Below are 13,524 nucleotides of genomic sequence, written 5' to 3'. Positions count from 1 at the left end.
ATTGGACAGGGCCTGCCGCCGCCCCAGGTCCAGGCCAGCCACCCCATATGGAGGAACGATATGTCCGACCTCGCGAAAGAAACCTGCATTCCCTGCCGCGGCGGTGTGCCGCCCTTGCCGCGTGACGAGGCTGAGACCCTGCTGCGGCAGGTGCCGGGCTGGCGGCTGAATGCCGAGGCCACCCAGATTGCCCGCGACTTCACCTTTCCGGATTTCGGAACGACGCTTGCTTTCGTCGTTCATATCGGCGCGACCGCCGAGGGAGCCGGGCATCATCCCGACATCGCCTTTGGCTGGGGTTATGCCAATATCGCCCTGCAAACGCATGCCATCGGCGGGCTGACGCGGGCGGATTTCGTGCTGGCCGCCAAGATCGACGCCCTGCCGCTGGCTAAGCTGTCTGACTGATCGCGCCGACCAGCAGCGCGACACGGGCGTCGCGCGCGCCGGGCCGGATGCGGCCGGATCGCTCAAGCTCGGCGAAACCATGCAGGGCGGCCCAGAAGGTCTCGGTCACCAATTCTACATCGGCGCAAAACGGCGCAACCACTGCTGCCAGCGCCGCGAAGGCGGCGCGCAATTCCGGCTGTGTGTCCGACTTCGCGAAGCGCAGGTCGGTGGGCAGGACGAACATGGCCTCGTAGAGCGCCGCGTGGCTGCGCGCGAAGGTGAGGTAAGCTGAGGCCACGGCCTCCAGCGCGATTGTCTGTTCACCGGCACAGGCGGCCGCATCCGTGAGAGCTGCCGAGAATTCCCGAAAGCCTTCGATGGCGACGGCGGCGACGATCGCCGCCCTGTTCGCGAAATGGGAATAGAGCACCGGCTGGCTGTATTCGATCTCATCGGCCAGTCGGCGGATGGTGACGGCGTCCCAGCCCTCCCGCGCCGCGATGACGCGCGCCGCCGCGACGATGCGCTGCTCGCGCTCGGCCCGGTCCCTGCCCTTCCGCTCAGCAATGCTCAATCCACGATCCTCCATAGAGCGCGAAACCATACCGGCGCTTGACGATCTAGCAATGCTATATTATTTATCTAGCAACGCTAGATAATATCATTCCGATGAAGGTCTTTTTGAGATGGTTCACATAATTTCCGTCTGGCTGCTGGCCGCCGGGTTCCTGGGCGCGGGTATTTTCAACGCCATCGGCACGACAGGGACGAAGACCGACTTCGCGCGCTGGGGCTATCCAGGCTGGTGGCATGTTTTGACCGGCGCGCTGGAAGTCTTGACCGCCCTATTGATTGCGCTGCCCGCCAGCCGCATCCCAGGTCTGGCGTTGGGCGCCATCATCATCCTGGCCGGAATCGCGACCGTTCTGCGCCATCGCGATTTTTCGCACCTGCCGCCGCTGGCGCTCTTCGCCGCCGTCATCGCTGTCGCCGCGCTATCGTCCTGAGGATCGGCGCGGCTGCCTCCTACAACGCGGTGGCAAGGCCCCCGTCGCGGCGGTCGGTCAGCATGGCTGAAATGGCGCGGCGCGCCGGCGGCAAGGCAGAGCCGAGACCGATAATGGCATGGCGCGCGATACGCGCCGGCGGGCTTTCCTTGCTGTAAAGCGTCGCGACCGCATTGGTGCCGGCGAAAAGGGGAAAGCTGGCGCGGCGATGGCGGGATTCATACCGGCGCAGCGCGCCCGCCAGACCGGCCTCGACCCCAGCGGCTTTCAGCTCGGCCGCCAGAATGGCCATGCCGGCAAGGCCGAGATTGAACCCATGGGCGGTGACCGGGTGCATACCAACCGCCGCATCACCGATGACGGCAAAGCGCTGGCCGGCGAAGCGATGCGCGAAGGTCGCGACCAGCGGATAGGCGTGGCGCGTGCTGACAAGCCGCAGAGTCCCGAGCTTACGGCGGGCAAGGCTGCGCTGCATCTCGGCCTCGAATGCCGCCGGCTCCATCGCCATCAGTTTCGCGATGTCGGCGGCGCTGCGGGTGATGACGACGGATGAAATCTGGCCGTTGACCGGCAGCAAGGCTGCCGTCTGCCCATAGTCGAACCACTCGACCGCCGTTTCATGATGCGGGGCGTCATGCGCCATGCGGCAGACCATCATCGACCGCTTGAAGTCATGGGTGATGGCGCCGATGCCCTGGCCTTTGCGCGACTCTGAAAAGCGCGTGTCGGCGGCAATCGCCAGTTTGGCCGTGATCGTGTCACCGCCGGCCAAAGACAGGGTGGCCTGATCCCGCGTCACCGTCGGCGTCTCCAGCGCGGTGCCGGCAAAAAGCGACATGCCGTCCGCCTGCCGGAAACGGGTAAAGAGGGCGCGGCGGATGAGATGATTGGGCACCAGGAAGCCCAGCGGCTGGTCGCTGGTTTCCTTCGGCGGATTGAAGGTCAGCGCATGGGACGCATGGCCGTTCATGACCTGAGCGCGGCGCAGCGGTGAGATGGACTCGGCCGGAATTTCGTCCCAGGCACCGAGGCTTTCCAAAATCTGACGCGAATGGTGGGTGAGCGCGATTTCCCGCCCGTCGAAGGGCGGGTCGGCCAGCACGCTTTCCGCCTGGCGCTCCACGATCGCGACTGACAACCCCTGTCCGCCCAGGCTTTGGGCGAAGGCGAGGCCCACCGGACCGGCACCGATAATCGCGACGTCATACACAGCAGGACACTCCCCGAATGCGGATGGCGAACCATCCGACTTCGCGTTTCAGTATAATGCGCGGCGGCCCTCAGGGATGCAGGCCGCCGGCGCATGGCCGCTTCTATCAGCCGAGCTTGGCATCCGCCACGATGCGGACCATGGCGGCGAAGCCTTCCGCCGTCCAGGCCGAGCGGCCGATGAACAGGCCGTCGACATTGGGCAGGCTGATCAGGCCGGCGCCGTTCGCGGGGGAGACCGAGCCACCATAGATGATACGGGTATCTTCGGCGGTCTTCGCACCCCATTCACGGGCCAGCAGCGCGCGCAGCGCGGCATGACGTTCCTCGACATAGGCTGGCGGCGCGGCTTCGGCCTGGCCGATGGCCCAGCGCGGCTCATAGGCTAGAACGACGCCGGGAATGCTGGCGGCCGTCTGGCCTGCCAGCGCCGTCGTCACCTGATAGCGCAGGGTATCGTCGGAGGTGCCGTTCTGCTTGTCGGCGGCACTTTCGCCGAGGCACAGAATCGGCGTCAGGCCCGCCTTCATGGCGGCATCGATCTTCAGGCGCACCAGTTCATAGGTCTCGCCGAAATGCGTCAGCCGCTCGTGATGGGCGAGTTCGGCATAGCGGCAGCCAACTTCCTTCAGCATCGGCGCGGAAACTTCGCCGGTCCAGGAGCCGCTGTCCTCCCAATGGATGTTCTGGCCGCCGATGGCGACCGGCGAGCCCGCAAAGGCCGCCGAGGCAGCCGACAGCGAGACCAAGGGCGGCAGGACGAAGATATCCAGCCCCTCCGTCTTCTGCTCGGCCAGCAGCGCACGCAGCTTGGCCGCATAGGTCAAAGCGGCGGCCGGGCCGTGGTTCATTTTCCAGCCGGTACCAACCAGGGGTTTACGCATCTTGGCCTCTCTGTCGTCTATGCACGGATGATGTCTTTCAATCCGCGTTCTGTTGCTCTTGTTTCCGCCCACCGATATCCCTGCGAACCGGGATTGGACAGGCTATGATTGCCGTCATCGGCGCAGGTCCGGCCGGCCTGATGGCCGCCGAGACCCTGGCGAAAGCGGGTCTGGCCGTCACGGTCTTCGACCAGATGCCCTCGGTGGGACGCAAATTCCTGATGGCAGGGCGCGGCGGCCTTAACCTCACCCATTCCGAAAATCTTGCGACGTTCCAGACGCGCTATGGGGCGGCGGTGTCCCCGCAGCTGATCGCGGCTGTGCAGAATTTCCCGCCCGACCGCTTGCGCGAATGGGCGGAGGGCCTGGGTCAGACGCTGTTCGTCGGTTCCAGCGGACGCGTCTTTCCGAAAGCCATGAAAGCGAGCCCGCTGCTGCGCGCCTGGCTGCAACGGCTGGCGACGCTTGGCGTCAGTTTCCGGCTGCGCCAGCGCTGGCTGGGTTTTGCCGATGACGGCGCGCTGCTGTTCGAGGGCGCCGAGCCTGTGCGGGCGGACGGCGTGGTGCTGGCGCTGGGCGGCGCGTCCTGGCCGAAACTCGGCAGCGATGGCGGCTGGGTTTCCGCACTCACCGCGAAAGAGATCCACATCGCCCCCCTGCGACCCGCCAATGCAGGCTTGCGCATCGGCTGGACCGAGCTTTTCCGCGAAAAATTCGCGGGCACGCCTCTGAAATCGGTCGCGATACGCTGGCAGGATCGGGTCTCCCGGGGAGATGGTATAATGAGCACATATGGTATGGAGGGGGGACTGGTCTATCCCCTGACCAGCGCACTGCATGACACGACGGCGACAAGCGGGCTGGCTGAGGTCACGATCGACCTGCGGCCGGAATTCAGCGAGGCGCAGGTCGCCGACAAGCTGCGGCAGATGCGGCCCAGCGACAGCCTCTCCACCGGATTGAAACGCGCGCTTTCCCTCGCCCCGGTTGCCGTCAGCCTGCTGCGCGAAGCCAGCCGCGATCTGCCGCGTGACCCGGCTGGCCTCGCCCATCTCATCAAGCATCTGCCGCTGACGGTGACAGGCACGGAATGCCTGGCCCGCGCCATTTCCTCCGCAGGCGGCATTACCTGGGACGAGATCGACCCGCGCTTCATGCTGAACCGCCTGCCCGGCGTCTTCGTGGCCGGGGAAATGCTGGACTGGGACGCGCCGACCGGCGGCTATCTGCTGCAGGCCAGTTTCGCAACCGGCTTTGCCGCAGGCCAGGGAATGCTCGACTGGCGCGGACAGGGTTGATACTCCCCTCCTCGCCAAGGAGGCGCCTTACCGAGTCATGACAATCGCGATCGAAATGGGGCAGACGGCGGCCAATGCCCCGGCGGTGCTGGATTTGGAAGAATTGCTGGCCACCCGCCTTCTAGTGCAAGGCAATTCCGGCTCCGGCAAATCCCACCTTCTGCGCCGGCTGATGGAGCAGAGCGCGCCCTGGGTGCAGCAGGCCGTGATCGACCCGGAAGGGGATTTCGTCACGCTCGCCGACCGCTTCGGCCATCTGGTGATCGACGCCGAGGAACATACCGAACACGGCTTGCAACTGGCCGGAGAACGCGCGCGCATGCATCGCGTCTCCACCATCCTCAATCTGGAAGGGCTGGACGCCGAGAACCAGATGCGGCGCGCGGCGGCCTTCCTGGGCGGGCTCTTCGATGTCGGGCGCGAGCACTGGTATCCGATGCTAGTAGTGGTGGACGAGGCGCAGTTATTCGCCCCGGCTGTCGCGGGCGAAGTATCCGATGACGCGCGCAAACTCTCCCTCGGCGCCATGACCAACCTGATGTGCCGTGGCCGCAAGCGCGGCCTAGCCGGGATCATCGCCACCCAGCGCCTGGCCAAGCTCGCCAAGAATGTCGCGGCCGAGGCGTCGAACTTCCTCATGGGCCGCACCTTCCTCGATATCGACATGGCGCGCGCCGCCGATCTGCTGGGCATGGAGCGCCGACAGGCGGAAGCGTTTCGCGACCTCGAACGGGGCCACTTCATGGCGCTGGGTCCGGCGCTGTCCCGTCGCCCGCTGTCCCTGCGCATCGGCGATACCGAGACTCAGGCGCGCAATGCGACACCCCGGCTGATGCCCATGCCCAATGCCAGCCTGGAAGATGCCGCGGCCGTCATTCTGGCAGCACCGCCGCCCGAGGCGATGCGCGCCGCCGCCCGCCGCGCGCCTAGCACCCCGCCGCCCGATCTGCTCAGCCAGCTGATGGCCGCCAAGCCGGCCGCCAGCGAACAGGCGCGCGAGGTTGAGGTGACACCGCTGACGCCAGAGGAGATCGCGGCCCGCCGGGCGCGGCTGGACAATATTCTGCGCGCCATCCTGGCCGACCCCGAGGCCGGTTTCCGCGCCATCGGCGTGCTGTATCAGGATTTCCTGGTGCGCTGCCGGATCGAGGGCCTGGGCACGGGTGCGCCGGACCTTTCGGCTTTCCGCCGCATGCTGACCCGCGCGCGCGCCGGCATCAGCGCCGAGATGGCCGAGGATGCGGTGTGGCAGGATGTCTCGGCCCGCGCCGCCGTGCTGCCCGAGGATATGCAGGGCATCTTCATGATGATCGCGGGTGCCGCGCGTGAGGGCGCCCCCTGCCCTGGCGACCCGGCGCTGGCCCGCGCCTATGGCACGCGGTCACCCAGCCGCGCGCGGCGTCTGCTGACCTATATGGAAGAACAGGGGCTGATCGTCTGCCAGACGGATGGCGCCGGCCGCCGCATCGTGACGCTGGTGGAACTGGCCTGGGCGACCGCCCCCGGCGACCCGAATGCGGATGCCGTTTTAGCGGTTTGAAGTCTGCATGAACGCGCAACCGCGATAATCAGGGCGCCGACCCAAGACAGCGCCGTCACACCGGCAGGCGAACCCCGGCCCGCAGCCCGCCCAGCGGACTGCGCGACAGAATGATCTCCCCGCCATGGGCGCGCACGATATCGCGCGCGATGGTCAGGCCCAGCCCATGGCCGCCGCTGGCCTCCCCGCTTTCGAAGGGCCGAAAGACCGTCTCCAACCGCTCCTGCGGAATGCCCGGCCCGTCATCATCCACCGTCACCTCCACCATGCTGGCCGAGAGATAGGCGATGCCGACCGCCACATGCGGCGCGTGGCGCCGGGCATTGTCGACCAGATTGGTGATCGCGCGGCGAATGGCGTCGGGGCGCAGCAGCAGCACCAGATCGGGCGTGCCATGCAGCGTGACCCGTGACCCGGCCCGGCAGGCGCGGGCCACCACTTCCTCCAGCATGGCCGAGAGATTGGTGATCTGGGTCTTCTCCTCCCCCTCGCCGCGCGCGAAAGCCAGATAGCCGCTGATCATGCGCTCCATCTCTTCGACATCGGTCGTCATATCCGCGATATCGGGCTGAAGCTCCGGCGTCTTAGGCAGCATCGCCAATGTCAGCCGCATGCGCGTCAGCGGCGTCCGCAGGTCGTGGCTGACGCCGGCCAGCATATCGGTGCGCTGGGCCAGGAAGCGCATGATGCGCTCCTGCATGCGGTTGAAGGCGATGGCCGCGCGCCGCACTTCCCTGGCACCTTCCGGCCGGATGGGTCCACGGTCGCGCCCCATGCCGAAGGACTCGGCCGCCCGCGCCAGCCGGCGGATGCCGCGCACCTGAATGCGCAGGAACAGGCTGGCAACCACGACCAGCAGAACCGAGGTGCCGAAGACCCAGGCCGCGAACATGAACAGCGACCCGGCCCACAGCCGCTTGCGCGGAATATCGACATGCACCACGCCGTTTTGCAGCTGCACGCTGACGATGACGAAATCCGGGTTCGAGACCCAATCGGCGGTGAAGGGCTTGCCCAGATGCTGGGCCAGCGCCGCCGACAGATCGTCATCCATCGGACCGAAAATATTGACCATCTTGCGATTCTCGAGCTTAGCGCCGGGATCGAAAGCCATGGTCAGCTGAAACTGCTCCTGCACCTCATTCATGATGCGCCATTGCCGCGCCGGGTCCGGCCCACGATCGAGCTGATCCAGCGTGAAGGCGATTTCGCTGGCGATGCTGAAGGCGAAGCGGCGCGACACGATGCTGAGATGGCTGCCGTAAAAGACCTGCAGCACCACCGCTTCCAGCAGCAGCACCGGCAGCAGGATGATCAGCAGGCTGCGCGCAAACAGCCCGCGCGGCAGGAACTTCCGAAAAAGGCGCTCGGGCAATCGCATCGCCATCGTCAGTCGGCCTTGAACGGCGCCGGCCGGGCGGTCACAAACCCGGCTTCAGCACATAGCCCCGGCCACGCACGGTATGGAGATAGCGCGGCTCCCGGCTGTCGCGTTCGATCTTGCGGCGCAGGCGGGTGACCTGCACGTCGATGGCGCGCTCGCCGGGCTCCTCCATGTCCAAGGCCTCGGCAATCTCTTCCCGCGACAGGATCTCATTCGGCTTACGGGCGAGCGCCGTCAGCAGTGCCAGTTCCCCGCCTGTCAGGCGGATGGGACCGCCGGAATTGCGCAGCTCTCCCCGCGCGGAATCGAATTCCGCGTCGCCCAGGCGGATCGGGCCGATATCGACGGTCTGCGTATTGGCGACCGCGCCGGCGCGGCGCAGCAAAGCCCGCACGCGCAGCACCAGTTCATAAGGGTCGAAGGGCTTGCCCAGATAATCATCCGCCCCGGCCTCGAAACCCGCGATGCGGTCTTCCGGCGCGCCGCGCGCCGTCAGCAGCAGCACCGGCAGTTCCGGGTCACCGTTCCGGCGCAGGTCATCGACCAGTTCCAGCCCGCTTTCACCCGGCATGGTGACGTCCAGCACCATCAGGTCCGGACGCAGCGAGCGCAGGCTATCGCGCGCATGGGCCGCATCCTCCGCCGCCGTGACCCGAAAACCGTGATCGGTCAGGTAGCGCACCAGCAGACGCCGCAGCTTCTCATCGTCATCGACGACGAGAATATGGGCGTTCAAGGTCGCGTCGGCCGCGGTGGAGACAGTGGCGCTCATGGACGGTCCTCAGGCAGATCGGGCGCGCAGCTCCCGCGCTGCCGCTTCCATGGCGGCAAGATGGGCCTGCCCCGTCTCATCCGTCAAAGCCCGCAGTACGCGGCGGAACCCTTCCACCGCCGTGCTGCCGGCATCGCGATAGGCGCGCAGCAGCAGGTCACGCTGCCGCTCGAACAATTGCCGTTCCAGCGCGGCGCCCTTGGGTGTCAGGCTGAGCAGGCGCTGGCGGCGGTCCACCCGGCCCGGCGCCTGAGTGACATAGCCTTCTTCGATCAGCGTCGTCAGCACGCGCGACAGGCTCTGTTTCGTGATGCCGAGGATGGAGAGCAGGTCAGAGACGCTCATGCCCGGCATTCGGGCGATGAAATGCAGCGCGCGATGATGGGCGCGCCCCAGTTCCAGCTTCTCCAGCACCTCATCCGCCGCATGGGTGAAGTCGCGATACGCGAAGAACAGCATGTCCTGCGCCAGACGCAGCTCCTCCTCCCGCAAAAAAAGCAAGCCTGCGCCGGCATTCGACGGAGACGACGCGCTGGGGGGCATAGCTGACATGGCCGCAGTTTAAGGCAGCTTCATTGCCTTAACAAGAATTGCGGGCAAAGACCCGCTTTGCTTTCCGCAACAATATGTCGGCATCTATCTTACATACCGCTCATTTCTTTCGGCGCCGCCAAGGCATCATCTGCCCTTGCGCGACCGGCAGGCGCGGGTTCAGATGCTCATTGAAACAGTCGCGGCTGTCGCAAGCGCAGACTGCCGACGGCACGAAGCCTCGATCAAAAGGGACCGCTGCATGAGCGACAATGTGATCGAAAAGGGCTCGCCCGAAGGTATCGAACCCTATGACGGTCCGGCCGGCGGCTGGGGCGCCCTAAAGGCGGTCGCGAAAGCGCTGCGTGAGCAGATGAACACCGTGTCGGGCGGCAAGCTGCTGCTGCGCAACAACCAGCCGCATGGGTTCGATTGCCCCGGCTGCGCCTGGCCTGACCCGAAACACACCTCGACCTTCGAATTCTGTGAAAACGGCGCCAAGGCCGTATCCTGGGAAGCGACGAAAAAGCGCGCGACGCCCGCCGTCTTCGCCCAGCACACGGTCAGCGACATGCTGACCTGGACGGATCGCGATATCGAAAATCTCGGCCGGCTGACGCATCCGATGGCATATGACGCGGCCAGCGATACCTATGTCGAAATCGGCTGGGACCAGGCTTTTACCAAGATCGCCGCTCATCTGAACGCCCTGCCCGACCCGAATATGGCCGAGTTCTATACCTCCGGCCGCGCGTCGAACGAGGCCGCCTTCCTGTATCAGCTTTTCGTTCGGGCTTACGGCACCAATAACTTTCCCGACTGCTCGAACATGTGCCACGAGGCGACCAGCGTCGGCCTGCCGCAATCCATCGGCATCGGCAAAGGCACGGTCAGCCTGGAAGATTTCGACCATGCCGACATGATCCTGTCGATCGGCCACAACCCCGGCACCAATCATCCGCGCATGATGCGGACATTGCGCGAGGCCTCGCTGCGCGGCGCGCCGATCATCGTGCTCAACCCGCTGAAGGAACGCGCGCTGGAACGCTTCGCGGACCCGCAGGCGCCGGTGGAAATGGCAACCTTCAGCGCGACCCCCATCGCCAGCGCCTATCACCAGCTCAAGGTCGGCGGCGATGCGGCGGCGCTCAAGGGCATCATGAAGGCGGTGCTGGCGCTGGACGCGGCCGATCTCGCGGCGGGCGGCCCCGGCACGCTGGACCGCGCCTTCATCGCCGAACATACCAACGGTTTCGAGGCTCTCAAGACCGATCTGGAAACGACGGACTGGGCCGATATCGAAACCGTCTGCGGACTTCCGCGCTCCGTTCTGGAAGACACGGCGCGAAAATATTGCGCCGCCAAATCCGTCATCGTCTGCTACGGCATGGGCGTGACGCAGCATCGGCGCGGTACCGAGAATGTGCAGCAGATCGCAAACCTGCTGTTGCTGCGGGGCAATTTCGGCAAGCCGGGCGCCGGTATCTGCCCGCTGCGCGGACATTCGAACGTGCAGGGCGACCGCACCGTCGGCATCGACGAGAAGGCCCCTGCTGCATTGCGCGAAGGCATCAAGCGCGTTTTCGGTTTCGATCCGCCGGTCGCCAAAGGCCATGACGCGGTCGAATCGATCGAAGCGATTTCGGAAGGCCATTCCAAAGTTCTGATCGCCCTCGGCGGCAATCTGGCCGTCGCGATGTCCGATCCGCTGACGACCTTCGCCGCCATGCGCAAGCTGGATCTGGCGGTGCATATCGCGACCAAGCCCAACCGCTCGCATCTGCTGGTGGGCAAAGAAACCCTTCTTCTGCCCTGCCTGGGCCGGACGGAACTCGACCGTCAGGCCAAGGGTGCGCAATCGGTGACCGTCGAGGACAGCATGTCCATGGTCCATGCCTCCACTGGCCGGCTGCCGCCGCCGTCGCGGGAGGTGCGTTCGGAACCCGCGATCGTGGCAGGCATCGCCAAGGCCGTGCTCGGCACCCGCCACGGCATCGATTGGGACGGCATGATTGCCGATTACGACCTCATCCGGGACAAGATCGAGGGCGTGTTTCCCGTCGCCTTCAAGGATTACAACATGCGCATCAAGGAGCCGGGCGGCTTCCGCCTGCCCTTGGCGCCGACCGAGCGGAAATGGCTGACGCCGTCGGGCAAGGCGGAATTCCGGCTCTTTCCCGGCATCTATGAAGATCCGCGCCTGACGGACCCGAAGGTGCTGACGCTGACGACGCTGCGTAGCCACGACCAGTACAATACGACGATCTATGGGCTGGATGACCGCTATCGCGGCATCTTCGGCCGCCGCGACGTCGTTTTTCTCAATGCCGACGACCTGGCAGCCCAGGGGTTGCAGGCGGGCGATCTGGTGGATGTGGAAGCCGAACCGGAAGCGGGCGAAGCCCCCTATCCCGGCGCGGTGCTGCGCAACCAGACCATCGTCGCCTATAACATCCCGCGCGGGTCAGCCGGCGCCTATTACCCGGAAGCGAATATCCTGATCCCCCTGTCGCACCAGGATAAGCATAGCGGCACGCCGGGCTATAAATCGGTCCCGGTGCGGATCTCTCCGGTGACGCGCGCCGCCTAACGCGGCCCGGCCTGACTCGGCTCGGCCTGACGCGGCGGGGTAAGACTGAAGCGCTCTCTATCGTCGCCCGCGGGCTTGTCCCGCGGGCCTACCCGTTACGGCGCACAGACGTCGTCATGGCGCCACGAGGGGTAGATGCCCGGCCTAAAGCCGGGCACGACATAATGGGTAATGCGTCCGCCTAAACCCGAAACGCTCTAGCGCGGCCCGGCCTGACGCGGCCCGGCCTGACGCGGCCCGGCCTAGCGCGGCTCGGCCTGATCGGGCGTTTTGGGTGGCACGCCCTGGGTCCAGGCGCCGAAGGCGCGGCGTGCCTGGGCCTGACTGCCGTGGCGGTTGGCATAGACTTGCGTGAATTCGGCCCCGAGCAGAAAAATCTGCGCCGAGTAATAAACCCAGAGCAGCAGGATCACGAGCGCGCCCGCCGCCCCGTAGGAGGAGGAGACGTGGCTGCCGCCGATATAGAGCGCGATAGCCGCTTTCCCGACCGTATAGAGCACGGCGGTGAAGGCCGAGCCGATCAGCACATCCCGCCAATACAGCTTCTTGTCCGGCAGAACTTTGTAGACGGCCGCGAAAAGCACGGTCGTGAAGACGAAGGACACGGCCATATTGATCAGCGGCAGCATGAAGCCGACATCCGGCACGACCTGATTGATGCGCCGCCAGGCGGCGGCGATGGCCGCCGTGATGGCCAGCGACACCAGCAGCAGAAAGCCCAAGGTCACGACCAGGCCCAGGCTTTGCGCGCGCGCCTTGATCAAGCCGGAGACCGTGCCATGGGCGGAGGAATCGGTCTTCCAGATAACGTTCAGCGAGGTCTGCAATTCTCCGAAGACGCCGCTGGCGGTCACCAGCAGCATGACGATGGAAAAGACGGTCGCGATGACGCCGGTGCGGCGGTTGGCGGCGCTCTGGATCATGGACTGCACCAATCCAGCGGCATCCGCCCCCATCATGCCGTGCAGCTTGTCGAAGATAACGCCGCGCGCCGCATCCTGGCCGAAAACGAACCCGGCGATGGCGATGATGACGACCAGGATCGGGGCCAGGGAAAAGATCGTGAAATAGGCGATGGCCGCACCGCGACTGAGGCAATTGTCGCCGATAAAGCTCATGATCGTGTCTTTGGCCATCTGCCAAGGCGCGATGGACTTGGCCTTGGTGACGGCAGATGTCGCGAAACCCATGCCCATTCCTTGAAAAACGGTTCTGAAACCGAGATGAGGGGTAGGTGCCGGGGATCAAGGCAGGAAGCGAAACGGCAGGCGCTATCCTTGCCCGCTCATGAAGGTTTGACCGGCAATATCGCGCCGAGGAAGCGACGGCAGGCCAATTGCGCCGCCCCCCGGTCGAAGCGGCTGTCCAGAAACAGGATATCCTGCCAATAGCGGTCCAGCAGCCCGGCGAAGGCGCGCGCCAGCACATCGGCCTCGGCCGGCCCTAGGCCAAGCTGCGTCATGCGCCCGCGAATGGCATCCATATAGAGCGCATCGCGATCGCCGCAGATTTCGGTATAGGCGGCGCGCCAGGGCGCTTCCGCCTGGAAAGCGAACCAGACGGCGACATGCGCCGCGTCGGAAATGTCGGGATTGAAATTATGGTCGATGATGGCAACCAGCGCGGCGGCTGCATCATCGCCCGCACCGGCCAGCGCCGCTTCCAGCCCGGCCGCGAATTCCTCGGACAGGGTGCGCAGCGTCTCAACCAGCAGCGCTTCCTTGGTATCGAAATGGTGGTTGACGATGCCGGCGGTCAGCCCGGCTTCCGCCGCCACCTTGGCCAGCGTCGTGCCGGCCAGACCGTTGCGGGCTATGATAGCGATGGCCGCTTCCACCAGATCGCGGCGGCGGCCCTCTCGCGTGCCTCGCTCGCTCCGAACCGCCAATTCCAAAACGCTACCCCCCCGCAATCGGCCG

The 13,524-nt window shown here is 65.7% G+C and carries 13 protein-coding genes; 5 read left to right on the top strand and 8 right to left on the bottom strand.

From position 1 onward, the window contains the following. Positions 1 to 60 precede the first annotated feature (60 nt). The gene (locus tag ASILVAE211_RS02420; protein ID WP_227319678.1) at positions 61 to 408 is read left to right on the top strand and encodes a 4a-hydroxytetrahydrobiopterin dehydratase; all 348 of its coding nucleotides are present in this window, start codon (positions 61 to 63) and stop codon (positions 406 to 408) included. Here ASILVAE211_RS02420 and ASILVAE211_RS02415 read toward each other — a convergent pair. Next, positions 392 to 964, bottom strand: coding sequence for a TetR-like C-terminal domain-containing protein (locus ASILVAE211_RS02415; RefSeq protein ID WP_227319677.1), 573 nt, complete (start codon positions 962 to 964; stop codon positions 392 to 394). The two genes, ASILVAE211_RS02420 and ASILVAE211_RS02415, sit on opposite strands and share 17 nt — an antisense overlap. Before the next feature lie 112 nt (positions 965 to 1,076). Here ASILVAE211_RS02415 and ASILVAE211_RS02410 point away from each other — a divergent pair, with 112 nt between their 5' ends. Continuing rightward, positions 1,077 to 1,397, top strand: a complete 321-nt coding sequence (locus tag ASILVAE211_RS02410; RefSeq protein WP_227319676.1) for a DoxX family protein — start codon at positions 1,077 to 1,079, stop codon at positions 1,395 to 1,397. Between the two features lie 19 nt (positions 1,398 to 1,416). On the opposite strand, the gene ubiM is transcribed toward ASILVAE211_RS02410, so the two are convergent. After that, positions 1,417 to 2,607 carry a 5-demethoxyubiquinol-8 5-hydroxylase UbiM gene (ubiM, locus tag ASILVAE211_RS02405; protein WP_227319675.1) on the bottom strand — a complete coding sequence of 397 codons (1,191 nt, stop codon included), beginning with the start codon at positions 2,605 to 2,607 and terminating at the stop codon, positions 1,417 to 1,419. 106 nt (positions 2,608 to 2,713) lie between these two features. Then, a complete protein-coding gene (tpiA, locus tag ASILVAE211_RS02400) occupies positions 2,714 to 3,490 on the bottom strand; it encodes a triose-phosphate isomerase (protein ID WP_227319674.1) in 777 nt (258 codons plus the stop codon). 104 nt (positions 3,491 to 3,594) lie between these two features. Between tpiA and ASILVAE211_RS02395 the strand changes: the two genes are divergently transcribed. After that, the gene (locus ASILVAE211_RS02395) at positions 3,595 to 4,788 is read left to right on the top strand and encodes a BaiN/RdsA family NAD(P)/FAD-dependent oxidoreductase (RefSeq protein ID WP_227319673.1); all 1,194 of its coding nucleotides are present in this window, start codon (positions 3,595 to 3,597) and stop codon (positions 4,786 to 4,788) included. Positions 4,789 to 4,825: 37 nt separating this feature from the next. Further along, positions 4,826 to 6,328 (top strand): ATP-binding protein, encoded by a 1,503-nt coding sequence (locus tag ASILVAE211_RS02390; protein WP_227319672.1) that lies wholly within the window; start codon positions 4,826 to 4,828, stop codon positions 6,326 to 6,328. 55 nt (positions 6,329 to 6,383) lie between these two features. On the opposite strand, the gene ASILVAE211_RS02385 is transcribed toward ASILVAE211_RS02390, so the two are convergent. The 3 genes from ASILVAE211_RS02385 to ASILVAE211_RS02375 are packed head-to-tail and all read right to left on the bottom strand — an operon-like array spanning position 6,384 to position 9,027. Continuing rightward, positions 6,384 to 7,715: an ATP-binding protein gene (locus ASILVAE211_RS02385; RefSeq protein WP_227319671.1), complete on the bottom strand. Its 1,332-nt coding sequence runs from the start codon at positions 7,713 to 7,715 to the stop codon at positions 6,384 to 6,386. Positions 7,716 to 7,749: 34 nt separating this feature from the next. Then, on the bottom strand, positions 7,750 to 8,484 hold the full coding sequence (locus ASILVAE211_RS02380) for a response regulator (protein WP_227319670.1): 735 nt from the start codon (positions 8,482 to 8,484) through the stop codon (positions 7,750 to 7,752). A gap of 9 nt (positions 8,485 to 8,493) precedes the next feature. Beyond that, positions 8,494 to 9,027, bottom strand: coding sequence for a MarR family winged helix-turn-helix transcriptional regulator (locus tag ASILVAE211_RS02375; protein ID WP_227319669.1), 534 nt, complete (start codon positions 9,025 to 9,027; stop codon positions 8,494 to 8,496). A 250-nt stretch (positions 9,028 to 9,277) separates the two neighbouring features. Between ASILVAE211_RS02375 and ASILVAE211_RS02370 the strand changes: the two genes are divergently transcribed. Beyond that, positions 9,278 to 11,605, top strand: a complete 2,328-nt coding sequence (locus ASILVAE211_RS02370; protein WP_227319668.1) for an FdhF/YdeP family oxidoreductase — start codon at positions 9,278 to 9,280, stop codon at positions 11,603 to 11,605. A 242-nt stretch (positions 11,606 to 11,847) separates the two neighbouring features. Here the strand turns inward: ASILVAE211_RS02370 and ASILVAE211_RS02365 are convergent, their stop codons facing one another. Together ASILVAE211_RS02365 and ASILVAE211_RS02360 are read right to left on the bottom strand one after the other, a co-directional pair. Then, the gene (locus ASILVAE211_RS02365) at positions 11,848 to 12,795 is read right to left on the bottom strand and encodes a YihY/virulence factor BrkB family protein (RefSeq protein ID WP_227319667.1); all 948 of its coding nucleotides are present in this window, start codon (positions 12,793 to 12,795) and stop codon (positions 11,848 to 11,850) included. A 95-nt stretch (positions 12,796 to 12,890) separates the two neighbouring features. Then, complete coding sequence (locus tag ASILVAE211_RS02360) at positions 12,891 to 13,493, bottom strand: TetR/AcrR family transcriptional regulator (RefSeq protein WP_227319666.1); 603 nt, start codon at positions 13,491 to 13,493, stop codon at positions 12,891 to 12,893. Between the last annotated feature and the right edge of the window lie 31 nt (positions 13,494 to 13,524).

The sequence above is a fragment of the Acidisoma silvae genome, assembly GCF_020618775.1.
GTDB classification, from domain to species: domain Bacteria; phylum Pseudomonadota; class Alphaproteobacteria; order Acetobacterales; family Acetobacteraceae; genus Acidisoma; species Acidisoma silvae.
Note: the sequence above shows the minus strand (reverse complement) of the source record. Positions and strands in the feature narration are given on the sequence as shown.

Bases quoted from the DNA above. Each gene is read 5' to 3' on its own strand.
- ASILVAE211_RS02420 (WP_227319678.1), top strand. From the start codon at position 61: ATGTCCGACCTCGCGAAAGAAACCTGCATTCCCTGCCGCGGCGGTGTG.
- ASILVAE211_RS02410 (WP_227319676.1), top strand. From the start codon at position 1,077: ATGGTTCACATAATTTCCGTCTGGCTGCTGGCCGCCGGGTTCCTGGGC.
- tpiA (WP_227319674.1), bottom strand. From the start codon at position 3,490: ATGCGTAAACCCCTGGTTGGTACCGGCTGGAAAATGAACCACGGCCCG.
- ASILVAE211_RS02395 (WP_227319673.1), top strand. From the start codon at position 3,595: ATGATTGCCGTCATCGGCGCAGGTCCGGCCGGCCTGATGGCCGCCGAG.
- ASILVAE211_RS02390 (WP_227319672.1), top strand. From the start codon at position 4,826: ATGACAATCGCGATCGAAATGGGGCAGACGGCGGCCAATGCCCCGGCG.
- ASILVAE211_RS02385 (WP_227319671.1), bottom strand. From the start codon at position 7,715: ATGGCGATGCGATTGCCCGAGCGCCTTTTTCGGAAGTTCCTGCCGCGC.
- ASILVAE211_RS02380 (WP_227319670.1), bottom strand. From the start codon at position 8,484: ATGAGCGCCACTGTCTCCACCGCGGCCGACGCGACCTTGAACGCCCAT.
- ASILVAE211_RS02375 (WP_227319669.1), bottom strand. From the start codon at position 9,027: ATGCCCCCCAGCGCGTCGTCTCCGTCGAATGCCGGCGCAGGCTTGCTT.
- ASILVAE211_RS02370 (WP_227319668.1), top strand. From the start codon at position 9,278: ATGAGCGACAATGTGATCGAAAAGGGCTCGCCCGAAGGTATCGAACCC.
- ASILVAE211_RS02365 (WP_227319667.1), bottom strand. From the start codon at position 12,795: ATGGGTTTCGCGACATCTGCCGTCACCAAGGCCAAGTCCATCGCGCCT.